Origin of the sequence: Streptomyces sp. WMMC500 (assembly GCF_027497195.1) — a bacterium.
Taxonomy (GTDB): Bacteria; Actinomycetota; Actinomycetes; order Streptomycetales; family Streptomycetaceae; genus Streptomyces.
The window spans coordinates 6,565,899-6,591,149 of sequence record NZ_CP114905.1 but is presented as its reverse complement, the minus strand read 5'-3'; the positions used below and the strand labels follow the sequence as shown (position 1 = coordinate 6,591,149).

The 25,251-nt window shown below is 72.9% G+C and carries 26 protein-coding genes; 13 read left to right on the top strand and 13 right to left on the bottom strand.

The window, feature by feature from the left end; all coding sequences use genetic code 11:
* Positions 1–54: 54 nt before the first annotated feature.
* The gene (locus tag O7599_RS28355; RefSeq protein WP_281618441.1) at positions 55–474 is read left to right on the top strand and encodes a Fur family transcriptional regulator; all 420 of its coding nucleotides are present in this window, start codon (positions 55–57) and stop codon (positions 472–474) included.
* A 25-nt stretch (positions 475–499) separates the two neighbouring features.
* Here the strand turns inward: O7599_RS28355 and O7599_RS28350 are convergent, their stop codons facing one another.
* From O7599_RS28350 to O7599_RS28310, 9 genes are all read right to left on the bottom strand, one after another.
* Complete coding sequence (locus tag O7599_RS28350) at positions 500–1,372, bottom strand: isoprenyl transferase (RefSeq protein WP_281618440.1); 873 nt, start codon at positions 1,370–1,372, stop codon at positions 500–502.
* A 147-nt stretch (positions 1,373–1,519) separates the two neighbouring features.
* Entirely contained in the window at positions 1,520–2,266 is a 747-nt protein-coding gene (gene recO / locus O7599_RS28345; protein ID WP_281618439.1) for a DNA repair protein RecO, read from the bottom strand.
* A gap of 100 nt (positions 2,267–2,366) precedes the next feature.
* Positions 2,367–4,289 (bottom strand): sialidase family protein, encoded by a 1,923-nt coding sequence (locus tag O7599_RS28340; RefSeq protein WP_281618438.1) that lies wholly within the window; start codon positions 4,287–4,289, stop codon positions 2,367–2,369.
* 181 nt (positions 4,290–4,470) lie between these two features.
* Entirely contained in the window at positions 4,471–5,163 is a 693-nt protein-coding gene (locus O7599_RS28335) for a FadR/GntR family transcriptional regulator (protein WP_348652635.1), read from the bottom strand.
* Positions 5,164–5,264: 101 nt separating this feature from the next.
* The gene (locus O7599_RS28330) at positions 5,265–5,963 is read right to left on the bottom strand and encodes a response regulator transcription factor (protein ID WP_281618436.1); all 699 of its coding nucleotides are present in this window, start codon (positions 5,961–5,963) and stop codon (positions 5,265–5,267) included.
* Positions 5,960–7,366 carry a histidine kinase gene (locus tag O7599_RS28325; RefSeq protein WP_281618435.1) on the bottom strand — a complete coding sequence of 469 codons (1,407 nt, stop codon included), beginning with the start codon at positions 7,364–7,366 and terminating at the stop codon, positions 5,960–5,962. Before O7599_RS28325 ends, O7599_RS28330 begins: the two co-directional genes overlap by 4 nt.
* A gap of 173 nt (positions 7,367–7,539) precedes the next feature.
* Positions 7,540–9,618, bottom strand: coding sequence for an MMPL family transporter (locus O7599_RS28320; protein ID WP_281623551.1), 2,079 nt, complete (start codon positions 9,616–9,618; stop codon positions 7,540–7,542).
* Positions 9,619–9,846: 228 nt separating this feature from the next.
* A complete protein-coding gene (locus tag O7599_RS28315; RefSeq protein WP_281618434.1) occupies positions 9,847–10,113 on the bottom strand; it encodes a protealysin inhibitor emfourin in 267 nt (88 codons plus the stop codon).
* A 10-nt stretch (positions 10,114–10,123) separates the two neighbouring features.
* Positions 10,124–11,254, bottom strand: a complete 1,131-nt coding sequence (locus O7599_RS28310) for a M4 family metallopeptidase (RefSeq protein ID WP_281618433.1) — start codon at positions 11,252–11,254, stop codon at positions 10,124–10,126.
* A 274-nt stretch (positions 11,255–11,528) separates the two neighbouring features.
* Here O7599_RS28310 and leuA point away from each other — a divergent pair, with 274 nt between their 5' ends.
* Together leuA and O7599_RS28300 are read left to right on the top strand one after the other, a co-directional pair.
* Positions 11,529–13,313, top strand: coding sequence for a 2-isopropylmalate synthase (gene leuA, locus O7599_RS28305; protein ID WP_281618432.1), 1,785 nt, complete (start codon positions 11,529–11,531; stop codon positions 13,311–13,313).
* 133 nt (positions 13,314–13,446) lie between these two features.
* Entirely contained in the window at positions 13,447–14,196 is a 750-nt protein-coding gene (locus tag O7599_RS28300) for a TerB family tellurite resistance protein (protein WP_281618431.1), read from the top strand.
* A 16-nt stretch (positions 14,197–14,212) separates the two neighbouring features.
* Here O7599_RS28300 and era read toward each other — a convergent pair whose 3' ends face one another.
* Both era and O7599_RS28290 read right to left on the bottom strand, forming a co-directional pair.
* A complete protein-coding gene (era, locus tag O7599_RS28295) occupies positions 14,213–15,142 on the bottom strand; it encodes a GTPase Era (RefSeq protein ID WP_281618430.1) in 930 nt (309 codons plus the stop codon).
* 63 nt (positions 15,143–15,205) lie between these two features.
* The gene (locus O7599_RS28290; protein WP_281618429.1) at positions 15,206–16,216 is read right to left on the bottom strand and encodes an aldo/keto reductase; all 1,011 of its coding nucleotides are present in this window, start codon (positions 16,214–16,216) and stop codon (positions 15,206–15,208) included.
* Between the two features lie 61 nt (positions 16,217–16,277).
* Between O7599_RS28290 and O7599_RS28285 the strand changes: the two genes are divergently transcribed.
* The 7 genes from O7599_RS28285 to O7599_RS28255 all read left to right on the top strand — a co-directional run bounded on the left by O7599_RS28285 (position 16,278) and on the right by O7599_RS28255 (position 21,668).
* Complete coding sequence (locus O7599_RS28285) at positions 16,278–17,201, top strand: LysR substrate-binding domain-containing protein (RefSeq protein WP_281618428.1); 924 nt, start codon at positions 16,278–16,280, stop codon at positions 17,199–17,201.
* A 171-nt stretch (positions 17,202–17,372) separates the two neighbouring features.
* Positions 17,373–17,801 (top strand): hypothetical protein, encoded by a 429-nt coding sequence (locus tag O7599_RS28280; protein ID WP_281618427.1) that lies wholly within the window; start codon positions 17,373–17,375, stop codon positions 17,799–17,801.
* A 93-nt stretch (positions 17,802–17,894) separates the two neighbouring features.
* On the top strand, positions 17,895–18,164 hold the full coding sequence (locus O7599_RS28275) for a hypothetical protein (RefSeq protein WP_281618426.1): 270 nt from the start codon (positions 17,895–17,897) through the stop codon (positions 18,162–18,164).
* 251 nt (positions 18,165–18,415) lie between these two features.
* Positions 18,416–19,453: a PhoH family protein gene (locus tag O7599_RS28270; protein ID WP_281618425.1), complete on the top strand. Its 1,038-nt coding sequence runs from the start codon at positions 18,416–18,418 to the stop codon at positions 19,451–19,453.
* A gap of 4 nt (positions 19,454–19,457) precedes the next feature.
* Positions 19,458–19,955: an rRNA maturation RNase YbeY gene (ybeY, locus tag O7599_RS28265; protein WP_281618424.1), complete on the top strand. Its 498-nt coding sequence runs from the start codon at positions 19,458–19,460 to the stop codon at positions 19,953–19,955.
* Positions 19,952–21,268, top strand: a complete 1,317-nt coding sequence (locus tag O7599_RS28260; RefSeq protein ID WP_281618423.1) for a hemolysin family protein — start codon at positions 19,952–19,954, stop codon at positions 21,266–21,268. The genes ybeY and O7599_RS28260 overlap by 4 nt, the downstream gene beginning before the upstream one ends.
* 49 nt (positions 21,269–21,317) lie before the next feature.
* Positions 21,318–21,668: a cytidine deaminase gene (locus tag O7599_RS28255; RefSeq protein ID WP_281618422.1), complete on the top strand. Its 351-nt coding sequence runs from the start codon at positions 21,318–21,320 to the stop codon at positions 21,666–21,668.
* Between the two features lie 30 nt (positions 21,669–21,698).
* On the opposite strand, the gene O7599_RS28250 is transcribed toward O7599_RS28255, so the two are convergent.
* On the bottom strand, positions 21,699–21,995 hold the full coding sequence (locus tag O7599_RS28250; RefSeq protein ID WP_281618421.1) for a helix-turn-helix domain-containing protein: 297 nt from the start codon (positions 21,993–21,995) through the stop codon (positions 21,699–21,701).
* A 158-nt stretch (positions 21,996–22,153) separates the two neighbouring features.
* On the opposite strand from O7599_RS28250, the gene O7599_RS28245 reads away from it, so the two are divergent.
* Positions 22,154–22,447, top strand: coding sequence for a DUF1330 domain-containing protein (locus tag O7599_RS28245; protein WP_281618420.1), 294 nt, complete (start codon positions 22,154–22,156; stop codon positions 22,445–22,447).
* A 3-nt stretch (positions 22,448–22,450) separates the two neighbouring features.
* Complete coding sequence (locus O7599_RS28240; protein ID WP_281618419.1) at positions 22,451–23,320, top strand: PhzF family phenazine biosynthesis isomerase; 870 nt, start codon at positions 22,451–22,453, stop codon at positions 23,318–23,320.
* A 125-nt stretch (positions 23,321–23,445) separates the two neighbouring features.
* On the opposite strand, the gene O7599_RS28235 is transcribed toward O7599_RS28240, so the two are convergent.
* The gene (locus O7599_RS28235; protein ID WP_281618418.1) at positions 23,446–24,123 is read right to left on the bottom strand and encodes an ATP-binding protein; all 678 of its coding nucleotides are present in this window, start codon (positions 24,121–24,123) and stop codon (positions 23,446–23,448) included.
* Positions 24,124–24,390: 267 nt separating this feature from the next.
* Between O7599_RS28235 and O7599_RS28230 the strand changes: the two genes are divergently transcribed.
* On the top strand, positions 24,391–25,242 hold the full coding sequence (locus O7599_RS28230; RefSeq protein ID WP_281618417.1) for a helix-turn-helix transcriptional regulator: 852 nt from the start codon (positions 24,391–24,393) through the stop codon (positions 25,240–25,242).
* The last annotated feature ends 9 nt before the right edge of the window (positions 25,243–25,251 follow it).

Genomic DNA, 25,251 nt, shown 5'->3' with positions numbered 1-25,251 from the left:
ACAATGGCGGCTCGTGGGGCGGGCAAGGCTTCGAGCGAGCAGCAGGAGGCAAGGGTGACGACCGCAGGTCCCCCGGTACGCGGCCGGTCGACGCGTCAGCGGGCGGCGGTGGCCGCGGCGCTGGCAGAGGTCGACGAGTTCCGCAGTGCCCAGGAGTTGCACGACATGCTGCGGCATCGCGGCGAGTCGGTGGGGCTCACGACCGTGTACCGGACGCTGCAGTCGCTGGCGGACGCGGGCGACGTCGACGTGCTGCGGACGACGGAGGGTGAGGCGGTCTACCGCCGGTGCAGCACCGGTGAGCACCACCATCATCTGGTGTGCCGGGTGTGCGGCAAGGCGGTGGAGGTCGACGGCCCGGCGGTGGAGCGCTGGGCGGAGTCGGTCGCCTCGGAGCACGGGTTCGTGGACGTGGCGCACACCGTGGAGGTCTTCGGTACGTGCGCCGAGTGCGCGGCGCAGCAGCGGGACTGAGCCTGCGCCCCGCCGCCCGCGGGTGTCAGCGCGTACGCGCCCCCTGGTCGACGTCGTGGACGTCGTCGGCGTCGTCGGCGTCGGCGTCGTTGGGGATGGCGCCGCCGAAGCGGCGGTCGCGGGAGGCGTACTCCATGCAGGCGCGCCACAGGTCGCGGCGGTCGAAGTCGGGCCACAGGATGTCCTGGAAGACCATCTCCGCGTAGACGCTCTGCCAGATGAGGTAGTTGGACGTGCGCCGCTCGCCGGAGGGCCGGATGAACAGGTCCACGTCCGGCATGTCCGGGTGGTAGAGGTACTTCGCGAAGGTGCGTTCGCTGACCTTCTTGGGGTCGAGGCGTCCGGCGGCGACGTCGCGGGCGATGCCGGCGGCGGCGTCGGCGATCTCGGCGCGACCGCCGTAGTTGACGCACATGTAGAGGGTCATGGCGTCGTTGCCGCGGGTCTGCTCCTCGGCGACCTGGAGCTCCTGGACGACGCTCTTCCACAGTTTGGGCATGCGTCCGGCCCAGCGGATGCGTACGCCCATGGCGTCGAGTTCGCTGCGGCGGCGGTGGATGACGTCGCGGTTGAAGTTCATGAGGAAGCGCACCTCGTCGGGTGAGCGTTTCCAGTTCTCGGTGGAGAAGGCGTAGACGGAGAGGTTCTTCACCCCGATTTCCAGGCAGCCCCGGACGACGTCGAGGACGACGGCCTCGCCGACCTTGTGGCCCTCGGTGCGCGGCAGGCCGCGTTCCTTGGCCCAGCGGCCGTTGCCGTCCATGACGATCGCGACGTGCTGGGGGACCAGTTCCCCGGGCAGCTTCGGCGCGCGGGCGCCGGAGGGGTGCGGCTCGGGGGCCTGGTAGTTGCGGCGGTGCCGCGTCAGGGACGGGCCGCGGATCCCTCGTGGTGCCATGTGCCGTGCTCTCCGTTCCTCGGCGTGGCCGGTGTCGTTCCCGTCCTGTTTTCGTCTGCTGCTCGGCTTCTGCCCGTCGTGGGCCCCTCTCATGGCCGTCTCATGGCCGTCCCATGGCCGTCCCATGGCCGCCGCGTCCGGCTCCGGCTACCTCTCGACGTGGCGCAGCGAGCGCAGGCCCCGTTCCAGGTGCCAGTGCAGATACGCCGCGACGAGGCCGCTGCCTTCTTTGACGTGGTGTGCACCACAGCGGTCGGCGGTGTGCCAGTCGCCGGTCAGGAGCGCGCCGAGCAGCGCGAGTACCTCGGGTGACGGTACGACGCTACCGGGCACGCGGCAATCGCCGCACAGCACTCCCCCCGCGTTGACGGAGAAGAACCGGTGGGGTCCGTCGAGGCCGCAGCGGGCGCAGTCGCCGAAGCTGGGGGCGTAGCCGTTGACGGCGAGGGAGCGCAGCAGGTAAGCGTCGAGGACGAGCTGCGGGGCGTGGGCGCCGCCGGCGAGGGTGCGCAGGGCGCCGACGAGCAGCAGGTACTGCTGGGTGGCGGGCTCGCCCTCCTGGTCGGTGAAGCGTTCCGCGGTCTCCAGCATGGCGGTGCCCGCGGTGTAGCAGGCGTAGTCGCCGGCTATGGGGGCCCCGTAGGGGGCGATGGTCTCGGTCTGGGTGCACATGGGCAGGCCGCGGCCGACGAGGTCGCTGCCGCGGGCGAAGAACTGCACGTCGACGTGGCTGAAGGGTTCCAGGCGGGCGCCGAACTTCGACTTGGTGCGCCGTACGCCGCGGGCGACGGCGCGGACGCGGCCGTGGCCGCGGGTGAGGAGGGAGATGATCCGGTCCGCCTCGCCCAGCTTCTGGGTGCGCAGCACGATGCCGTCGTCGCGGAACAGGGTCATGGGCCCATTCTTGCCTACGTGACCGGTTCCCGCGCCCGGCGCGGCCCGGACCGGGGCCGGCCGGGGCGGTGACCCGCCCCGGTGCGGCCGTCGGGGCGGGCTACTGCGGGTTGACGGTGTCGAGGGGCAGGCGGAGCCGCTGGCCCTCGGTGAGGGGGGTGTTGGCCCAGCGGATGCCGTTCAGTTCTCCGGGGGTCAGGGCGCGGTCGTAGACGCGCATGTCGTCGAGGTAGCCGTGGAAGCGGTTGGCGCCGTCGAGGCGCTGGCCGACGTCGATGCCGCCGATGCCGAACTCCTTGCCGGCGGTGGGTGAGCCGGGCGGGGCGTCGGCGGCGTAGGAGGTGCCGTCGACGCTGAGGGTGAGCTTGCCGCCGGCGCGCTGGAGGGTCACGAAGTGGAAGGCGTTGTCGTTGTACGCGCCGGTGGTCTGGACGCTGACGGCGGCCTGTTCCATCTGCATGCGGGCGACGATGCGGTTCTGTTCGGGTTCGGCGCGCAGCCAGACGGACGGGGCGTTGCCGCCGACTCCGTAGGCCCACATGATCACGTGGGCGCCGTTGGTGCGGCCGTACTTGAACCAGCCGGTCCAGGTGAAGTCGCCGTCGCCGACGTCGAGGGAGTCGTGCCACGGGACCTCGACGCGGGCGTCGACGTGGTCGTCGGCGTTGTCGAGGTAGAGGGACTGGCCGTACCGGCCGGGGCGCAGGTGGGAGCTGCCGCGGACGTAGGCGGTGTTGCCGCTGCCGGAGACGTCGGGTGTCGTCGCTCCCGGGTCGGGGGCGGGAGGCTGCGGCGGGTCGTCGTTGGGCTGGTCGAGGAAGGCGTCGTTGAAGCGGGCCCAGCGGATCGTCTCGTACGGGCCGGCGGTGCCGGCTTCGTAGAGGAGGCCGACGCGGTCCTCGGCGAGTTCGACCATGTCGGAGTAGGCGGTGGGGCCCCAGTAGATGACGCGGCCCTGCTGCCAGGGTTCCCAGGTGGCGCCGTCGTCGTGGGAGGCGCGCACGGACATGACCCTGCGGTCGGCGGGGTGGGCGGGCAGGGAGGCGAGGACCGTGTCGCCGTGGCGGAGGGTGGCGCCCTGGACGACGGGGCTGACGAGGGTCTGGGTGGTGGCGAAGGGGGCGTCGAAGGTGGTGCCGCCGTCGCTGCTGACGGCCGCGGCGCGGTTGCCGGGGTCGGTGCCGCGTTCGTCGCGGGCGGCGGCGTAGACGGACCCGTCGCGGCGTTCGAAGAGGCTGAGTTCCTGGGGTTTGACGTCGGGCGGCTGGGTGGCGCGGGTGTCGTCGGCGCCGACGTGCCAGGTGACGCCGCCGTCGTCGCTGTAGAGGAGGTGGGCGCCCTGGCGGCCGTCGAGGCCCTGGTGGTTGGCGCCGACGAGGAGGCGTCCCGCGTGGTCGCCGGTGGTGAGCTGGAGGCCGTGGCCGGGGCCGGTGGCGTACCAGCGGTCCCACTCGGGCTTGGACAGTTCCGCGGCCATGTTGCGGGCGACGGTCCAGGTGCCGCCGTTGTCGGTGGAGTGCTGCAGGTAGGGGGTGCGCTTGGTGTCGTCGTCGCCGGGGTTGTGGGTGCTGAGCAGGGAGATGCGGCCGGATTCGCGGTCGACGACCGGTGCGGGGTTGCCGCGGGTGTCGCCGTCGCCGGAGAGGACGACCTGCGGGTCGGACCAGGTGGCGCCGTTGTCGGTGGAGCGGCGCAGCACGATGTCTATGTCGCCCTTGTCGGCGCAACTGTCGACGCGGCCTTCGGCGAAGGCGAGGAGGGTGCCGTCGGCGGCTTCGACGACGGCGGGGATGCGGTAGCAGAAGTAGCCGCCGGTGCCGGCCTGGAAGAGCACTTCCTCGGTGAACTCCGGTGCGGCTGCCGTTTCCCGGGGGCCCCGGGTGTCCTGGGCGCCGGCGTGGGGGGCGAGTGCGGTCAGGCCGGTGCCGAGGACCGCGGCGCACGTCGCGAGCGCGCCGGCGCGGCCTGGGCGGGGGTCTCTTCGGCGCGGGCGGCCTGGGGCGGGTGCGAGGCGTGGCTGCATGGTGCGTCTCGCTTTCTTCGGGAAGCGTCGGGCATGTCCGGTGGAGCGGCCGGCGGCGACTGCCCCATGTCCTACGTAGGACGTGGGATGTCCACCGGCGTAACGTAAAGGCGGCCCCGCGTACGGTCAAGAGCCCGTCGGCAGCTACCTGTTGTTCACCTTCCGCACATGTGAGCGCCGTTCACCCGACGCCGCGCATCGCCTTCCCCGCGCGCAGTTCGATGCCCCGGAAGTGGGTCGTCATCGCGGCCCGTACCCGCTCGCGGTCGCGGGCGCGCAGCGCCGCGACGATCTCCCTGTGCCGGCGTGCGGTGCCCAGGGGCGAGGGGTCCTTGGCCCAGCCGCGGGCGCCGGCGACGCGGTGGAAGACGTTCCAGAACGCGCCGAGGAGCTGCGGGACCAGGGTGTTGCCTATCGAGCGGTAGAGGACCTCGTGGAACTCGCGGTCCTCCTCGGGGAAGACCTCCCCCTGCCCGGCGCGGGCCTCCATGCGCGCGACGATGGCGTCCAGCGCGTCGAGGTCGGCCTCGGGGATACTCTCCACCACCCGGCTGACCAGGCCCTCTTCGAGTATCTCGCGGACCTGGAGGATCTCGGTGAGCGCGTGCGCGTCGTCGCCGCCGAGCTGCACCAGGGTGCGGAACGTCAGCCCGTCGGCGAGCGGCGTGAGGGACGCCTCGCCGACATAGGTCCCGTAGCCGTGGCGGATCTCGACGATGTCGAGGGCCTGCAGCGCCTTGAGGGCCTCGCGCACGGAGTTCCGGCTCACCCCCAGGTCGTCCATCAGCTCGGTCTCGGTGGGCAGCACCGCGCCGGGGCGCAGCCCCCGGTCGAGGATGAGCTGCATGATCTCGCGCTGGATCTGGCCGCCCATGCGCTTCCTGCGGTCCGAACGCGGCTGGGGGTGCTTCAGCTCCTGGGGCATGGCGGTATCGTACGCACAAGGAGGGACATCCTACGTGTGGTACGGGAGGTTCATCCGGAAGATGAGGAAGATCCGGGAGTGATGAGCCCCGATTCGTAGCCGATGACCACCAACTGCGCCCGGTCACGCGCCCCCACCTTGCCCATGATCCGGCTCACGTGGGTCTTGGCCGTCAGCGGCGACAGCGCCAGCGACTCGGCGATCTCGGTGTTGTTCAGCCCGCGCGCCACCAGCATCAGCACCTGCCGCTCGCGCTCCGACAGCGCGCCCAGCGCCGCCCCGCCGTCCTGCGTCGGCTGCGGGGCCTCCGGCAGCCGCACCAGGCGCTCGATGAGGCGGGCGGTGGGGCCGGGCGAGAGCAGCGCGTCGCCGGCGGCGACGGTGCGGATGGCCTCCAGCAGCGCCGCCGGCTGGGTGTCCTTGACCATGAAGCCGGAGGCGCCGGCGCGCAGCGCCGCCATGATGTGCTCGTCGGTGTCGTAGGTGGTGAGCACGAGGACCCGGACGCCCGCCAGGTCCTCGTCGGCGGCGATGAGCCGGGTGGCCTCGATGCCGTCGAGTTCCGGCATCCGCAGGTCCATGACCACCAGGTCGACGCGCTCGCTGCGGGTCAGCGCCACGGCCTCGCGGCCGTTGCCCGCCTCGCCGACGACCTCCATGTCGGCGGCGGAGTCCACGAGCATGGCGAACGCCTTGCGCACCAGGGTCTGGTCGTCGGCGAGCAGGACGCGGATGGGCTGCGCGGTCATGCGGTGCGGCTCCTGTCGGTGAAGGCGGTACGGGCCCCGGAGGCGTCGGCGGCGGAGCCGGGCGGGTCCGCTGCGGCCAGGTCCGCTGCGGCCGGCGGGTCGTCCACAGGGCCCGCGGGGGCTGCGGGCTCCGCGGGGGCTGCCGGGTCTGCGGGGGCGGCCTCCACGGTCTCGACGTCCTCGGCCCCGGCCGGCGCGCACGGCAGCACGGCGGTGACCGCGAAGCCCGGGGCGTCCGCGCGGTGGTCCGCCTCCAGGGTGCCGCCGACGCTGCGGGCCCGTTCGCGCATGCCGACGATGCCGTAGCCGGGGCGCGCGGTCCCGTCCGCGGCCGGTGCCTTCCCCGGCTCCGCGGGTCCGTCGTCGACGACGCTGATGCGCAGCACTCCCGCCCCCTCGTCGTAGGCGACGGCGATCCGCACGTGCACCGCGGACCCCGCGTGCTGCACGGCGTTGGTCAGCGACTGCTGCACGATCCGGTACGCCGCCGCCCCCACCCCCCGCGGCACGTCGCGGGCCGCGTCGGCGACGTCCAGGCGCACCCGGGCGCCCCCGGAGCGCGCCGCCGCCGCCAGGTCCGGCAGCCCCGCGAGGCCCGGCGGCGGATGGGTGCCCTCCAGGGCGTCGCCGCCGCGCAGCACCTGCAGCGTGGTGCGCAGTTCGGCCCGGGAGTCGCGGCAGGTGCCGGCGATGCCGTCGAGGGCGTCGGCGAGCGCCGCGCGGTCCAGCCGGCCGGGGTCGGCGACCAGCAGGTGCGCGGCCACCGACGTCTGCACCCCGATGAGGGTGATGCTGTGGGCCAGCAGGTCGTGCAGGTCCTGGGCGATGCGCAGCCGTTCCTCGGCGACCCGGCGGGCGGCCGTCTCCTCCCGGGTGCGCTCGGCGCGTTCGGCGCGCTCGACGATGGCGCCGACGTAGTTGCGGTGCACCCGCACCGCCTCGCCGAGGAGGGCGACGGACATGACCCAGCCGGAGGTGCGCAGCAGTTCGGCGCCCTGGTCGGCGCTGCGCAGCGTCAGCATGGTGACGGCGACGACGACGAGCCCGCAGGTGACCAGCAGGGTCCGCAGCCGGGGCCCGGCGACCGCGAGGGAGTAGACGGCGACCATCGTCGCGGGCGTCGGCGCGCTGTGGATGTTGTCGAGGATGTGGTACGGGGCCTCGGGGAGGATGGACACCACGAAGACGCCCATCGGGTAGTGGCGGCGCCACGCCAGGGGCGCCACCACGACCACCAGCAGCAGCCAGCCGAAGGCGTCCGGCCGGTGGGCGGTGGCCCCGACGCTGCCGAAGAGCGCCAGGCACGCGACGAAGGCGCCGACGGCCACGGTGAACAGAACGTCCCGGCGCGTCGGCTTCTTCAGCCTCCCCGGCCGGATCCTCGCTGACTGCATGACAACCATCCTCGCCTACGGTCCCTCGGGCGAACTCCCCGGTACGGACGGGCCGTACACGCGCGGACCGCGGGCGCGTGCACGGCGGGGCCCCGGCCGGGCGGCGGCGCGGAGCACCGCCGCCCGGCCGGGGAGTACGGGCCGTACGGTGCGTACGGCCATGCCTGCGCGGTACCGCGGGGCTAGTGCGCCGCCGTCGCGCCCGCGGGTTCCGGTTCCGGCTCCCGCCGCTCCCCGGCGGCGGGCGGCGGGTTCTCCGGGCGTTTCGACAGCGGCCCCGGCCACCAGATCTTCCTGCCCAGCAGCCAGCTCGCGGACGTCACCAGGTAGGTGCGTACCAGGAACGTGTCCAGCAGGACGCCGACCGCGACGATGAAGCCGAGTTCGAAGATCATCACCATCGGCATCGTCATCAGCACCGCGAACGTCGCCGCCAGCACCACGCCCGCCGAGGCGATGACGCCGCCGGTGCGGCGCAGCGCGGTGAGCGCCGCGGTGCGGGTGTCGGTGCCGGCCGCGGCCTCCTCGCGCATCCGGTGCAGCAGGAAGATCCCGTAGTCGACGCCCAGGGCGACGCCGAAGACGAAGGTCAGCAGCGCCAGGTCGCCGCTGATGCCCGGATAGCCCATGACCGGCTCGAAGACCAGGCCGCCGATGCCCATCGCCGCGCCCCACGACGCCACGACGGCGACGGTCAGCACCAGCGGCGCGACGAGGCTGCGCAGCAGGGCGATGAGGATGACGAGTACGGCGGCCAGGGTGAGGGGGATGACGAGCTTGCGGTCGCCGGCGTTGGCCTCCGCCAGGTCCAGCGCCTCGGCGCTGGGCCCGCCGACGAGGGCGTCGGCGCCGTCGAGGGCGCCGAGTTCGGCGCGCAGGCCGGCGATCGTGCGGTCCTCCTCCGCGGACTGCGGCGGGTCGGAGGCGTAGACCGTGATCTCGCTGAACCCGTTGCCGGACCGGGTGATCTCCGCGGACGCGACCCCCTCCACGCCCTGCGCCGTGGACAGTGCCGCGTCCGCGCGCGCCTCCTTCGCGACGACGACGATCGCCTGGGCGCCCTGGTCGGGGAAGGCGTCCTTCACCTTCTCCATCGCGGTGATCGACTCGGGCTTGTCGGTGAAGGCGTCCTCCTGTTTGAGGTTGCCGGGCAGGTTGAACGCCCCGAGCGCCAGCGCGCCCAGCAGCACCACGCCGCCGACGAGGATCGCCGCCGGGCGGCGGCCGACGGAGGAGCCCATCCGGTCGAAGAAGCCGCGCCGCTTGGGCTCGCTGCCGTAGGCGGGGATCAGCGGCCAGAAGATGCGGCGGCCGAAGAGCACCATGAGCGCCGGCAGCAGCGTCGTCATCACCGCGAGCGCGCACACCACGCCGACCGCGCCGACCGGGCCGAGGCCCGCACTGGAGTTGAGGTCCGCGGCCAGCAGGCAGATCAGGCCGGCGGCGACCGTTCCGGAGGAGGCGAGGATCGCCGGGCCACAGTTGCGCAGGGCCGTCAGCATCGCGTCCTGCGGGCGGGCGGTGCGGCGCAGTTCCTCGCGGTAGCGGGCGACGAGCAGGAGCGCGTAGTCGGTGCCCGCGCCGAAGATGAGCACCGTCATCACCGCGGAACTCATCGAGTTGACCGTCAGGTCGAAGGCCTGGATGAGGCCGTAGACCAGGGCCATGGCGCTGAGCGACGCCACCCCCACGCAGACCAGCGGCAGCAGCCACAGGAAAGGGCTGCGGTAGGTGAGGATCAGCAGGATGGTGACGATGCCCGCCGTGGTGTACATCAGGGTGCCGTCGACCTGCTCGTAGACCGCCTCGGAGTCGGCCTGGATGCCGGCCGGGCCGCCGAGTTCGACGGACAGGCCCTCGGGGGGATCGGCGATCACCTGCTCGCGGATCTCCTCGACGGCCTCCATCTGGGCGTCCTCGTCGGGCAGTCCGACGACGGAGAACGGCACCATCAGGGTGGTGCCGTCCTCCGACGGCACGGCCTGCGGCGTACGGTCCCGCGCCAGTTCGTACCGGCCGGCCAGGTCGCCGGCGTGCTCGGCGGCGAGCGTGCGGTCCGCGGCGGTCACGCCGCCGTCGCGCTGGTAGACGAGGATCCCGTCGAGGGTGTCGCCGCCGGGCATCTCCTCGGCGAGCTGCGACACCTGGGTGGAGTCGGCGCTGCCGGGCAGGTAGTCGACGGGCCGGTCGCGGCTCGCGTCGCCGAGCTTGCCGCCGAACGGCAGGGCGAGGGCGAGGATCGCGACCCACAGGCCGACCACGGCCCAGGGCAGCCAGCGGCGCCGCGGCCTCGTCGCGGAGCCGGACGGCGCTTCGGGTGGTGCGGATACGGCGCCCATGGCGGGCTCTCCCTCCGGGAAGCAACTGGACTCGCCCCAGCTTGCCCCCGGGGACCGGCACGGTTCTTCGCTCCCGGGTGCGAGAACGCGCCTACTGCGCGGGGTGGTCCGCACCGCGCGCTGCTCCCCGGGGAGTACCCCGGGGAGTACCTACGCGCCTTCCTTCAGCACGGTCCGCACGATCGCGCGCTGGGCGTCGGTCAGCCGCGGGTCGGCGAAGTGGGCGGTGCGGCCGTCCGCGGTGAGGCGGTACGCGAAGCCGTCCGGTACGCCCACGGGCGGGCCGGCGGCGCCCTCCGCGAGCGCCCGGCGGGCCAGGGCCTCCAGGCCGGCCGCGTCCGCGCGGCCGGCCGTGTCCAGGGTCGCCTCGCGGGTCAGGCCCGCGAACCCCCCGGTGCGGGTGACGGTGATGCGCATGCCGCCGCCCCTACCCCGCCTGCCGCCGCGCACCCTCCCGGGCCGGGGTCTGCCGCGGCACCGTGGCCTCCGCGTCGGTGGCCACGCCCACCTGCGACCACGCCGAGAGCACCGCGGCGCGCTCCGCGCCGTCGCCGTAGCGGGCCTCGGCGGCGGCGACGGTCGCGGCGGCGAACGCGGCGAAGTCCGCGGTGGTGGCGAGGCCCCCGCCGGTCAGCACGTCGTACCAGATGCTTCCCGCGCGCTCCCAGGCGTTGCCGCCGAGGTCGGTGGCCAGCAGGTAGAACGCGTGGTTGGGGATGCCGGAGTTGATGTGGACGCCGCCGTTGTCGGTGGACGTGTCGACGTAGTCGGCCATCGTCGCCGGCTGCGGGTCCTTGCCGAGGACGTCGTCGTCGTAGGCGGTGCCGGGGGCCTTCATCGAGCGCAGCGCCTCGCCGGACACGCCGGGGGCCAGGAGCCCGGCGCCGATGAGCCAGTCGGCGTCGGCGGCGGACTGGCCGAGGAGGTGCTGCTTGATCAGGGAGCCGAAGACGTCGGAGACCGACTCGTTGAGCGCACCGGACTGGCCGAAGTACTCCAGGTTCGCGGTGTACTGGGTGACGCCGTGCGCCAGCTCGTGGCCGATGACGTCGACGGCGAGGGTGAAGTCGAGGAACACCTCGCCGTCGCCGTCGCCGAAGACCATCTGCTCGCCGTCCCAGAAGGCGTTGCCGTAGTCCTCGCCGTAGTGGACGGTGGCCTTCAGCGGCAGCCCGGCGCCGTCGACGGAGTCGCGCCGGTAGCCCTTGAGGAACAGCTCGAAGGTGGCGCCGAGCCCGTCGTAGGCGCGGTTGACGGTCGCGTCCGCAACGGCCTCGTCGCCCTCGCCGCGGACCTTCGTGCCGGGCAGGTCCTCGGTCCTCCCGGCGTCGTAGATCGTGCGCTTCGGCTCGGCGTCCTCCCCGGCCGCGCGCGGGGCCGGCGGGGCGGCGGCGCGGCGGACGGTGGTGATGCGGCGGCGGGTGCGCTGCAGGGCGTCGCGCTCCAGGGTGCGGCGGGCGCGGGTGGACAGCGTGACGTCGTCGGTACGGGCCAGCTTGTCCAGCATGTGCGGCGGCACGATGGTGCAGAAGACCGGGGTGCGTGAGATGGCGTCCATGGCCGCAATGTGGCACTAGGTAACCAGATTGTCACTCCCCGCAGCGGATGTTAGCGATTTCGGGTGGTGGGGCCCACACGGGGTCTCGCATCGTGATACTGATCGGCTGCCCCGCCGCGGCTGGGCTACATTGGTCGGCATCGTGCGTTACGGGCTGCTTCTTCTTAGCCGCCGCGGCGAGGGTCTGCCGTCGTAGACCGACCCCCTCCCCGCGGAGTTCGGTGCTGCCACCCGTCGGTCGACGACCAGCTCGCGCGAAGGAGCCCACGTCACCATGTCCCACTCCGGCCGTTCCGGCCATTCCGGTAACGCCGTCGGCCGCGGCACGCCCGTCACCGCCGCGACCGTACGCCAGCAGCCCTCCGGCATGCCCGTGCACCGCTACCGCCCGTACGACGCCGTCGACATCCCCGACCGCACCTGGCCCGGCAACCGCATCACCCACGCGCCCCGGTGGCTCTCCACCGACCTGCGCGACGGCAACCAGGCCCTGATCGACCCCATGTCGCCCGCGCGCAAACGCGCCATGTTCGACCTCCTGGTCCGCATGGGCTACAAGGAGATCGAGGTCGGCTTCCCCTCCTCCGGGCAGACCGACTTCGACTTCGTCCGCTCCATCATCGAAGACGGCGCCATCCCCGAGGACGTGACGATCTCCGTCCTGACCCAGGCGCGCGAAGAGCTGATCGAGCGCACCGTCGCGTCCCTGAAGGGCGCCCACCGCGCCACGGTCCACCTGTACAACGCCACCGCGCCCGTCTGGCGCGAGGTCGTCTTCCGCGGCTCGCGCGACGCGGTGAAGCAGATCGCCGTCGACGGCACCCGGCTGGTCGTCGAGTACGCCGAGAAGCTGCTCGACGACCGCACCGTCTTCGGCTACCAGTACAGCCCGGAGATCTTCACCGACACCGAACTGGACTTCGCGCTGGAGGTCTGCGAGGGCGTCATGGACGTCTGGCAGCCCGAGGACGGCCGCGAGATCATCCTCAACCTGCCGGCCACCGTCGAGCGCTCCACGCCCTCCACGCACGCCGACCGCTTCGAGTGGATGTCGCGGAACCTGACCCGCCGCGCGCACGTCTGCCTGTCCGTCCACCCGCACAACGACCGCGGCACCGCCGTCGCCGCCGCCGAGCTGGCGCTCATGGCGGGCGCCGACCGCATCGAGGGCTGCCTGTTCGGGCAGGGCGAGCGGACCGGCAACGTCGACCTCGTCACCCTGGGCATGAACCTGTTCTCGCAGGGCGTCGACCCGATGATCGACTTCTCGGAGATCGACGAGATCCGGCGCACCTACGAGTACTGCAACCAGATGGGCGTCCACCCCCGCCACCCCTACGTCGGCGACCTCGTCTACACCGCCTTCTCCGGCTCCCACCAGGACGCCATCAAGAAGGGCTTCGAGGCGATGGAGGCCAGGGCCGGGCAGGCCGGCAAGCCCGTCGAGGAGCTGGAGTGGGCGGTGCCGTACCTGCCCATCGACCCCAAGGACGTCGGCCGCTCCTACGAGGCCGTCATCCGTGTCAACTCCCAGTCCGGCAAGGGCGGCGTGGCGTACGTCCTCCAGCACGACCACAGCCTCGACCTGCCGCGGCGCATGCAGGTGGAGTTCTCCCAGATCATTCAGGCCAAGACCGACGCCGAGGGCGGCGAGGTCACCCCCGCGCAGATCTGGGACGTCTTCCGCGACGAGTACCTGCCCAACCCGGGCAACGCCTGGGGCCGCATCCAGCTCCGGGGCGGCCAGACGACGACCGACCGCGACGGCGTCGACACGCTGACCGTGCAGGCCGAGGTCGACGGCGCCGAGACCACCCTCGTCGGCACCGGCAACGGCCCGATCTCCGCGTTCTTCCACGCCCTCCAGGGCATCGGGATCGACGCGCGGCTGCTGGACTACCAGGAGCACACGATGAGCGAGGGCGCCAGCGCGCAGGCGGCCTCGTACATCGAGGTCGCCGTCGACGGCAAGGTGCTGTGGGGCATCGGCATCGACGCCAACACCACGCGCGCGTCGCTGAAGGCGGTCGTCTCCGCGGTCAACCGCGCCGCCCGCTGACAACCGCGGCCCGCCCCGGGAGCGCCCCCGGGGTGCGCCCCCGGAGCGCCGAGCGCCCCGCGCGCCGTCCGAGTACGGACGGGGCGCGGGGCGCGGCTCGTTCGCACCGCCTTGACGTGCGCGAGGGCTGACGATGTCGGCCGGTGTGGTTAGCATCACGTCAGCGCGGCAGCGTTGCCGAAGCGTGAGGGAGGTCGACGTGACGCGTTTCCTCCGCCGGTTCGCCGGCGTGCGGACGTCCTGGCACACCGAGTCCGACGGTGAGTTCTTCTGCCCCGGCTGCGGCGGCGACCGCACCTACCGCCGGCGCACCGGCAGACGGCGGTTCACCCTCCTCGGCGTACCCGTGCTGCCGCGCGGCGCCGCAGGGCCCGTCGTCGAATGCGGCGACTGCGGCGGGCACTTCGGCCTCCCGGCCCTGGCCGAACCCACCTCCACGCGCTTCGCGCTGCTGCTGCGCGACGCCACCCACGCCGTCGCGCTCGCCGTCCTCCACGCCGGCGGCACCTCCTCCCCCGCCGTCCGCGGCACCGCCGTCACCGCCGTACGCACCGCGGGCTACGGAGACTGCACGGAGGAGCAACTGCTGACGCTGCTGGCCGCCATCGAGGCCGACTCCGGGCGGATGCCCGACCTGTGCGCCGACCTCCCGCCGGAGCAGCGGAACTTCGAGGCCGAGCTGCGCGAGACCCTCGCGCCGCTCGCGCCGCACCTGGTGCCCGCCGGGCGGGAGTCGATCCTGCTCAGCGGCGCGCGGATCGCGCTCGCGGACGGGGCGTACACGCCGCCGGAGTGGGAGACGCTGGTCGTCGTCGGCGACGCGCTGCTGCTGCCCGCCTCGGACGTGGAGCGGCTGCTGACGTCGGCGCGCACACCGTCCTGAGCGCGCGGAGGCGCGCTCAGAAACCCAGCCGGCGCAGCTTCTTCGGGTCCCGCTGCCAGTCCTTGGCGACCTTCACGTGGATGTCGAGATACACCGGCGTGCCCAGCAGCGCCTCGATGTGCCCGCGGGCCTTGGTGCCGATCTCTTTCAGCCGCTTCCCCTTCGGCCCGATGACGATGCCCTTCTGGCTGTCGCGCTCGATGAACAGGTTGGCGTGGATGTCCACCAGCGGCCGGTCCGCCGGCCGGTCCTCGCGCGGCTCCATCTCGTCGACCACCACCGCGATCGAGTGCGGCAGCTCGTCCCGTACGCCCTCCAGAGCCGCCTCCCGGATCAGCTCGGCGACCATCACCTGCTCCGGCTCGTCGGTCAGCTCCCCGTCCGGATACAGCTCGGGGCCCTCCGGCAGCAGCGGCACCAGCAGGTCCGCGAGCAGGCCGACCTGCTTGCCCTCGACCGCCGAGACCGGCACCACCTCCGCGAACTCGAAGCCCAGGTCCTTCGCCGCCTGGTCCACGGCCACGAGCTGCGCGGCGATCGTGTCGGAATCGGCCAGGTCCGTCTTCGTGACGACGGCGACCTTCGGCGTACGCCGCAGCGCGGCCAGCTCCGCGGCGATGTAGCGGTCGCCCGGGCCGATCTTCTCGTTCGCCGGCACGCAGAAGCCGATCACGTCGACCTCGCCCCAGGTGGCGCGCACCGCGTCGTTGAGCCGCTGGCCGAGGAGGGTGCGCGGCTTGTGGTAGCCGGGGGTGTCGACGAGGACGAGCTGCGCGTCGGGGCGGTGGACGATGCCGCGCACGGTGTGCCGGGTCGTCTGCGGCCGGCTGGAGGTGATGGCCACCTTCTGGCCGACCAGCGCGTTGGTCAGGGTCGACTTGCCGGCGTTGGGCCGGCCGACGAAGCAGGCGAAGCCGGAGCGGTGCCCGGTGTCAGGGGTGGTCATGGGGAGCATTCTCCCCGACCCCGGCCCGGCACCGGCCACCCGTACGGCCCTGGCCCCGGGGCGCTACGCGCCCAGCAGCCGCGCCCCGCCCTCCGGGGCCAGCCCGGTGAGGATCTCGTCGATCCGCGCCAGGGTGTCCGGGTGCAGCTCGACGCGGGCCGCCGCCACGTTCTCCTCGATGTGCGCGGGCGTCCTGCTGCCGGGAATGGGCACCACGTGGTCGTCCCGGTGCAGCAGCCACGCCAGCGCGAGCTGCCCCGGCGTGAGCCCCACGTCCGCGGCGACCGCGCGCAGCGGCGCGAAGCGGTCGTGGTTGGTCCTGAGGTTGGCGGCGTCGAAGGCGCCGATGTTGCGGCGGAAGTCGCTCTCCGCGACGTCCGTCACGGAGCCGGTGAGGAACCCCGTACCCAGCGGCCCCCACGCGACGAGGCCGACGCCCAGCTCGCGCGCCGCCGCGTGCAGCTCCGGGTCGACGGGCGTCCACATCGACCACTGCGTCTGCACCGCCGCGACCGGGTGCACGGCGTGCGCACGCCGCAACTGCTCCGCGGTGACGTTCGACAGGCCCAGGTGGCGCACCTTGCCCTCGGCGACCAGCTCGGCCATCGCGCCCGCCGTGTCCTCGATCGGCACCGCGGGGTCGGGGTAGTGCACGTAGTACAGGTCGATGCGGTCGGTCTGCAGATTGCGCAGCGAACTCTCGGCATAGCCGCGCACGAACCGCGGCTCGGCGTTGACCGTGAGGTGCCCGAAGGCGTAGCTGACGGGATGCGTGCGCCCTCCGGCGCCCTCGGGCAGGCGCAGCCCGAACTTCGTGGCCACCACCACCTCGTCGCGCCGGCCGCGCAGCGCCCGGCCGACCAGGCGCTCGTTGTGGCCGTCGGGGCCGTAGGCGTCGGAGCTGTCGACGTGCGTGGCGCCCGCGTCGAGCGCGGCGCGCACCGCCGCGACGCCGCGGTCGTCGTCGGTCTCGCCGTACACGCCGGGCGAGAGCACCATCGCGCCGTAGCCGATGGCGGGGGATTCGAGGGCACCGAGGGTGCGGGCGGGAACGGCGTTCGAAGCTGTCGTCATGCCCGCAGCCTCCGTGGAATTCCCTCGCGGCGTCCAAGACCTACGGCTATAACCGGTGGCTATGGACGTCCACGTACGCGATCTGCGCTACTTCGCGGCGGTCGCGGAAGAGCTGAGCTTCACCCGCGCCGCCGAGCGGCTGTACGTCTCCCAGCCCGCGCTGTCCAAGCAGATCCGGGCGCTGGAGCGGCAGCTCGGCTTCCCCCTCTTCGAGCGGCGGGCGCGCGCGATCGCGCTGACCCCGCAGGGCGCGGCGCTGCTGCCGGCGGCCCGGGAGCTGGCGGCGGGCTGGGCGGAGGCGGTACGGGCCGCGCGCACCGCGGGGCCGGTGGCGTCGCTGGCGGTGGGCATGCAGACGGCGGTGGGGCGTGACCTGCAGCGGGAGGTGCTGAGCCGGTTCCGCGAGCGGGGCTGGCGGATCTCGCTGCGGCTGGTCAACTGGGAGGACCCCACGGCGGGACTGGCCGGCGGGGCCGCCGACGCGGCGTTCTGCTGGCTGCCGGTGCCGGGGGTGGGCGCGGAGCTGACGGCGAAGGTCCTCGCGCGGGAGGAGCGCTGGGTGGCGCTCCCGCTGCGGCACCGGTTCGCGGACCGGACGGAGGTGGCCTTCGCGGAGCTGCTCGACGAGCCGTTCGTGGCGCTGCCCCACTCGGCGGGCCCGCTGCGCGACTTCTGGCTGGGCACGGCGGAGCGGGGCGGGCGGGAGCCGGTGGTGGCGCTGGAGGCGTCGTCGCCGGAGGAGGTGTTCGAGGCGGTGGGCGCGGGGCTCGGCGTGGTGCTGCTGGCGGAGGGCAACGCGCGGCTGTACCCGCGGCCGGACGTGGTGTCCGTGCCGGTACGGGGGCTGGCGCCGTGCGAGCTGGCGCTGGTGTGGCGGGCGGGGGACGGACGGCGGGAGATCGCGGAGTTCGCGGCGGCGTTCCGGGAGGCACCGGGGGCGGCGGGGGCGGGGGCGCGTAGGAAGGGGCCGGGGAACGGCTCGTAAGCCAGCGCGGCCAGCGCGGCCAGCGCGGCCAGCGCGGCCAGCGCGGGCGTGCGCGGCGCGTACGGCCCGGGTACGGGCGACGCGGGCGCCTGCCGCGGGGCGCCGCGGCGCACGCAGCGTCACCCTCAGGGCGGACTGTACGGACCGTAGCGCCATGGTTACCTGAAGTATGTGATCGCCCGTGCAGCGCTCGTCCGCAGGTTCGCCCTGCGCGCCGTGCTCGCGCTGCTCCTCGGGGTGCTACTTGTGCCCGGTGGGGCCGCCGAGCGCGCCGCCACCGCCGATGCCCGCCCCGCGTCCTCCACCGCCCCCGGGGCGGCCGGAGCCGCGGGCGAGGCGGCGCCCGGCGAGGACACCGGCCCGGCACCCGGACTCGTACGGCGCGGGTCAAGGGCGGCGCCCGGCCCCGCACGGCGCGGGCCCCGGCCGGCGAAGGCCGGGCGCACCGGCCGGGCCGACCGCGTGCCGGGGGCAGCCCCGTGGCCCCTGCCCCGGGTGCCGCGCGACGCCGACGCGGGGAGCGCCCTGTGGTGCCCGTACGCCCCGGAGGCGGCGGTGCTCGCCGCCGCGCGGGGGCGGTACGCCGTACTGCGCTGCTGACCGGGCCGCGGGGCACGCCCGTGCGCGTACGGACGCCTGCCCCGCTCGCTCGTACCTCCACCTCTGCACGCCAGCGGCAAGCAGGAGTTCGCCATGCCGATCGACCCTTGGCGCGCGCTCGAAGCGTACGTGCGCGCCCAGACCGTCCCGACCCCGCCCGCCGACCAGCCCCGCCCCCCGCAGCCGCGGGACGGCAGCCCCACCGAGGCCGCCCCCGCCGACCACGAACCGGCCCCCGACCCCGCTACGCCGCCCCCCGCCCCCGCCGAGCCACAGCCCGAAGCCGCCCGCCCCACCGCGCCCACCTCGCCCACCGCCCCCGACACCCCGCCCGAGCCACCCGGCGCGCCGCTGCCGGCGTAGCGGCATCCCGCCACTCACGGGCTACCCCGGTACCGCGGTAGCCCGTGAGCAGGCACCCGCGCGTCTCCCACACGTCTGGCGTACGGCCGTCGAAACTCACTGGCCACAGCCGCACCTCACCCCGTTACGATGGCGTCAGGGCCTGCGCGTGGAGCAGGCGTCGGGACCCCGGGCGTGGTCCGTCCGGCGGGTCCTCCTCACAGTCACGCGAGCGAAGAAGTGGGATGAGATTCAGGCCCGAGGGCCGGCCCATGACACAGACACCCGTAAGCCGCACCCCCGAAGAGGGACAGGCCCGCGCCCAGATCACCATCCCGGCGAAGCACCCCATGGTGACGGTGCTGGGCTCCGGAGACTCCCTCCTGCGGGTCATCGAGAAGGCGTTCCCCAGCACCGACATCCACGTGCGGGGAAACGAGGTCAGCGCCGTCGGCGCCCCCGAGGAAGTCACCCTCGTCCAGCGCCTCTTCGACGAGATGCTGCTCGTCCTGCGCACCGGCGCCCCCATGACGGAGGACGCGGTGGAGCGGACGATCGCCATGCTCAAGTCCGACCGCGACGACGAGGCCGGCGGCCACCACGCCCCCTCCGAGGTCCTGACGCAGAACATCCTGTCCAACCGCGGCAAGACGATCCGCCCGAAGACGCTGAACCAGAAGCGCTACGTCGACGCCATCGACAAGCACACGATCGTCTTCGGCATCGGTCCCGCCGGCACGGGCAAGACGTACCTGGCGATGGCCAAGGCGGTCCAGGCCCTGCAGTCCAAGCAGGTCAACCGCATCATCCTGACCCGCCCCGCGGTCGAGGCGGGCGAACGCCTCGGCTTCCTGCCGGGCACGCTGTACGAGAAGATCGACCCGTACCTGCGCCCGCTGTACGACGCGCTGCACGACATGCTGGACCCGGACTCGATCCCGCGCCTGATGGCCGCGGGCACCATCGAGGTGGCCCCGCTGGCCTACATGCGTGGTCGCAGCCTTAATGACGCGTTCATCATCCTCGACGAGGCGCAGAACACGAATCCCGAGCAGATGAAGATGTTCCTCACCCGCCTCGGGTTCAACTCTAAGATCGTCGTCACCGGCGACATCACGCAGGTCGACCTGCCGGGCGGGACGAGGAGCGGGCTGCGGCAGGTGCAGGGGATCCTGGACGGGGTGCAGGACGTGCATTTCTCCACGCTGACCAGTAAGGACGTCGTCCGGCACAAGCTGGTGAGCCGCATCGTCGAGGCGTACGACAAGTACGACGTCAAGAACGGCGGCGACAGGAACGGCAGGGCCTGATCCCGTGTCCGTCGAGGTCAACAACGAGTCCGGGGTCGAAGCCGACGAGGAGGCCGTGCTCGACGTCGCCCGGTACGCGCTGGCGCGGATGCGGATCCATCCGCTGTCCGAGCTGTCGGTGATCCTCGTCGACCCCGCCGCGATGGAGCAGTTGCACGTGCAGTGGATGGACGAGACGGGGCCGACGGACGTGATGTCGTTCCCGATGGACGAGCTGCGGCCGCCCGCCAAGGACGACGAGGAGCCCGTGCAGGGACTCCTCGGTGACATCGTGCTCTGTCCCGACGTCGCCCGCCGGCAGGGTGCGGCGGCGCCGACCGGGCACTCCATGGACGAGGAACTGCAGTTGCTCACGGTGCACGGCGTGCTGCACCTCCTCGGCTACGAGCACGAGGATCCCGCGGAGAAGGCCGAGATGTTCGGTCTGCAGAAGGCGATCGTCGACGGCTGGCGCGCGGAGCGCGGCGTGGCCGGGCCGTCGCCCGCGCCCACCGAGCGATGACCGCCCGGCTGATCGCCGCGGCGGTCCTGCTCGTGGGCGGCGGCTGGCTGGCGTCGTGTGCGGAGACGGCGCTGGCGCGGACGACGCGGATCGCGGCCGAGGAGGCGGTACGGGCCGGGCAGCGCGGGTCGGCGAAGCTGCTGGCGGTGACGTCGGACCCGGTGCGCTATCTGAACGTGGCGCTGTTGGTGCGGGTCGGCTGCGAGATGGCGGCGGGCGCGCTCGTGACGTACGGCTGCCTGCGCCATTTCGACCGCACGTGGGAGGCGTTGACGGTCGCGATCTCCGCGATGGTCCTCGTCTCGTACGTCGCGATCGGCGTCTCGCCGCGCACCATCGGGCGCCAGCACCCGGTGGTGACCGCGACGGCCGCCGCGTACGTGCTGCTGCCGCTGGCGCGCGTGATGGGCCCGGTGCCGCGGCTGCTGATCCTGCTGGGCAACGCGCTGACGCCGGGCAGGGGCTTCCGCCAGGGCCCGTTCGCGTCGGAGGCGGAGCTGCGCGCGATGGTGGACCTGGCGGAGAAGGAGTCGCTGATCGAGGACGACGAGCGGCGGATGGTCCACTCGGTCTTCGAACTCGGCGACACGCTGGTGCGCGAGGTGATGGTGCCGCGGACGGACGTGGTGACCATCGAGCGGTACAAGACGCTGCGGCAGGCCCTGACGCTCGCGCTGCGCTCCGGTTTCTCGCGGATCCCGGTGACGGGTGAGAGCGAGGACGACGTGGTCGGCGTGGTGTATCTGAAGGACCTGGCGCGGAAGGTGCACATCAGCCGGGAGGCCGAGTCGGAGCTGGTGTCGACGGCGATGCGGCCGGCGGCGTTCGTTCCGGACACGAAGAAGGCCGCGGACATGCTGCGGGAGATGCAGCAGCAGCGGATCCACGTGGCGGTCGTCATCGACGAGTACGGGTCGACGGCGGGGATCGTGACGATCGAGGACATCCTGGAGGAGATCGTCGGCGAGATCACCGACGAGTACGACCGGGAGCTGCCGCCGGCGGCGGAGCTGGGCGAGGGCCGCTACCGGGTGACGGCCCGGCTGGACATCGGCGACCTGGGCGAGCTGTACGACCTGGAGCTGGACGACGAGGACGTGGAGACGGTCGGCGGGCTGCTGGCGAAGCAGTTGGGCCGGGTGCCGATCGCGGGGGCGACGGCGGAGGTCGACGTCACGCACGACGGTTCCGACCCGGGGCTGAGGGCGCTGCGGCTGACGGCGGAGTCGCCGGCGGGGCGCCGGAACAAGATCGTGACGGTGCTGGTGGAGCCGGTGCGGGAGGCGCCGGAGGAACAGGACGAGGGCCCGTAGCCGGGGACGGTGCCCCGGGCGGGGGCGGGTGGTTCGTATGCTCGGCGGTATGAGTGAGAGCAGCGCGCTGGATCCCGAGGACCGCAAGATCGTTACGCTGGCGCGCAGCACCCGCGCGCGTAACGCCGTGCCGGAGGGGGCGGCCGTACGGGACGAGACCGGCCGCACCTACGTCGCGGGCACCGTGGCGCTGGAGTCGCTGCGGCTGACCGCGCTCCAGACCGCCGTGGCGATGGCCGTCGCCAGCGGCGCCACGTCGCTGGAGGCCGCGGCGGTCGTCACCGAGGCGGGAACGCCCGCGGACGCGGACCTCGCGGCCGTGCGGGACCTCGGCGGGCCGGGGACCCCGATTCTGCTCGCCGGCCCGGACGGGGAGGTCCGCAGCACCACCCGGACCTGACGGAACCGGGAGCCTGGTCGGGCGTGACCTTCACGCCTCCGTGGGCCCCTGATCGTTGTGTTCTTGCTCCTCCGCCCAGGAGTTCGCCCATTCGTCGAGCGGACGAAGGGCATCACGGAGGGCTGTCCCCAGCCGAGTGAGCTCGTAGCCATCGGCTGACTGGGCGATGATCCCGCTCGATGCGAGTTCGCGGAGGCGCTGGTAGAGAACGCTGGATGACAGACCTTCGCACCGTGCCAACAGCGCGCGGGCGCCGAGCGGACCCGCACGCAGTTCCCAGAGAATGCGCAGCGCCCACCGACGGCCGAACAGGTCCAGCGCGGCCATGAGGGGACGGCCGGTCGTCGATCCACGAACCGGTGTTCCTGGGCGCGGTGTCGGCATGACCCTCCTTGCGTTTCGTTATTCGAAACACTAGCATCCACTCGGCGTTTCTGATTTCGAAACGAACGCGACGGATGCACTCGTCCCACACTGGAGGTTCCATGCCCAAGGGCTACTGGGTCAGCGTCTACCGCACCATTTCGGATCCTGAAAAGCTGGCCGCTTACAACAAGCTGGCCCGCCTGGCCGTCGAGCCCGGGGGCGGCCGCACCATCGTCCTTGGCGGCCGGGTCGTGGCGTATGACGCCGGAATCGCCGAGCGCACCGTCCTGGTCGAGTTCGACAGCTTCGAGCAGGCCGTCGCGACGCGCGAGAGTGCGGCCTACCAGGAGGCGCTGGCCGCCCTCTCCGACGGCGTCGAGCGCGACTTCCGCATCGTCGAAGGCATCGACTGACCGATGTCCTGGCCGGATGTCACGGTGGTTGATGCGTGCGTGCGGCGCGACTGCCGGGGCGGTAGCCCCACGGCCGTCACCGACGACGACCCGGCGGCGACGGACGCGGACCGGCGTGCGGTCGCTGCTGCGGCCGGCACCTCGCACGCGGCGTTCCTCGGCCCGGGGCGGACGCCGGACGGTGGCCGGCCGGTCCGTTTCTTCACCGCCACCGCCGAACTGTCCGGCTGCGGCCACGGCACCGTTGCCGCGCAGGCCGTCCGGTTGACCCGTACCGCGCTGAGCGAGCTGAACGACCGCCAGCACACCGGCGGGCGCACGTTCGACACCACCGCGATCCGCCGCCCCGCCGGCATCGAGGTGTGGTTCGACCAGGGCCTCGTCGCGCTGCGCCACCCGGCACCGGACGAGCACGCCGCGATCGTCGCCGCGCTCGGGCTCACGGCGGACGATCCGCATCCGACCGACGCGCCACGGATCGCCGCGCCCGGCGCACCACGCGTGCTGGTACCGGTCCACGACCGGTCGGCGCTGCTCCGAGTCCGCCCACACCTCGGCAGGCTGACAGCGGCGTGCCGGCGGTACGGGCTCCTCGGCTGTTTCGTGTACGTACCGCCGGTGGGCGGCCGACCGGGTGCGGCGCGGATGTTCGCGCCGACGATCGGTGTCGACGAGGACGTCGCCAACGCCAACAGCACCGGCTGCCTGGCGGCCCACCTGCTCGACACGACGGGAGCGCAGACGGTCGCGATCGAGGTGGAGCAGGGCGACACCCTCGGTCGACCGGCCAGCGTGCTCGCTTCGGCCCGGCACGGGCCGGCGGGCATCATGACCCGGGTCGGCGGGTTGGCGGTGGTCCGCGACGGATACTGAGGCGACGACTGGACCGCCCGCGCATCGCCGAGGCCATCCCATGGCCCGTTTGGGCCGTATCCGAGTCACACCGCTACGACGACGGGCCCGGCGCCTGCCGCGCCGGACCCCCGCCCCGCGGCCGGTCAGGCGACCTCCGTCCCGGCCGCGCCCGACGCCACCGGGTCCTGCCCGTCGCACGCGATCGAGGCCCAGGTGCACACCCCCGGGGCGGGCGGGTGCGAGGCGGCGAACCCCCACTCCCCGCCCCGCCCTTCCGCCAGTTCACGAACCACCGCGAGAGACACCCGGCGGCGTTCGGCGCACTGAGCGGCGAGCCGGGAGTTGAGGTGCGGGGTGTGCGTGTCGTACGCCACCACGTGCAGGACGCCGTCGGAGCGGCGGAGTACGAGGTGGACCATCTCCCCCGCCCCGGTGAAGCGGCAGGCGTGGACGGCGAGTTCGTGGACGAGACCGAGTGTGGGCTCGACCAGCCCGTCCGCGGCTCCGTGCACGTCGAGGACGGCCTCGGCCGCCTGGTACGCGACCACCGGCGCCCAGGCGGCTGAGGGGAGCGTCAGCCCGTAGACGAAGCAGGCGGCGGAGGGCTCCCCGAGGTCCGGCGGGGGCGGCGGGCACTGAGTGACCGCCGGACCAGCGCAGAGGGCGTACGGCGAGCCGAGCGAGTAGGCGGGCAGGCTGGTTCGCGCCCGCCCTGCGACCGGTTGGTGACCGGGACGACCTGCGGAAGTACGGCGGGCGAGCGGGGTGGTGGCGGGGGCGGCGTCGGACATCGCGGGTGCCGTAGGTGCGTTCTCGGGCATGACGACTCCATTCGGCGGCGTGAACACTGGTACGGGGGCGTGTCGTTGGCGACACGAGAGGCGTTGTCGGGGCAGGGCCGTTACGGCAGGAGGCCGCGGGCAGGCTCGCGCGATGCTCTTCATGTGCACCTTGCGTGAGCATCGCGTGACTTACAGTAGAGCGTGACGTGGTGCATACACCACCCCTGAAGTGATGGTTCACCCCCCAGTGGATTACGCTGGCCGCTCCCGGCAGACTGGGCCATGGTCCGAGGAGAAGGGCGATCGATGCCGCCACGCACCACACCTACGCAGCGACAACGCAGACTCGGCGCGGAGGTCAAGAAGCTGCGCACGGAGGCGGGACTCAGCTCCGAGTACGTCGCGGGCTTGCTGGGAGTCGATCGAGGCAAGATCTCCAACATCGAGACAGGCATCCGCAACATCAGCCCGGACCGTCTGCGGACGCTGGCGACACACTGCGAGTGCGCGGACGACCGGTACCTGGAAGCGCTGGTGGACATGGCCCAGCCGTCCAAGCCTCGCTGGTGGGATGAGTACCGGGGGCGACTCTCGCCCGCCCTTCTGGACATCGTCGAGCTGGAGTGGCACGCGACCCGTATTCAGACCATTCAGACTGTCCACGTGCCTGGGCTACTCCAAACGGAGGACTACGCGCGGAGCGTCTTCGCGGCGGGGCTCCCCGCCTTGTCGCGCCTCGAAGTCGAACTGCGCGTCGCTCATCGCATGGACCGGCAGTGCGTTCTGGTCCGCGACGAACCGGTGACGTACGTGGGATACGTGCACGAGGCCGCGCTTCGCATGCTGTTCGGTGGACGAGAGGCGACCAGAGGGCAGCTCAACGCCCTGATCGAGTGGAGCGAGCGAGCCAACGTCGTCGTGCGTGTCGTACCCGTTGAACTCGGAAGCTTCCCCGGAGCCGGGCACGCGCTGCTCTACGCGGAGGGGCCCGTACCTCAACTCGACACGGCGCAACTCGACTCAGCCCACAGCCCTGAGTTCATGCATGCAGAGCTGCAACTCTCGAAGTATCGGGCTCACTTGCAATGGATGGACCGAATGAGCCTGCCCGCCGAAGCGTCAAGAGACTTCATTCACGCCGTTATCAGGGACCTGTAAGGAATCCGA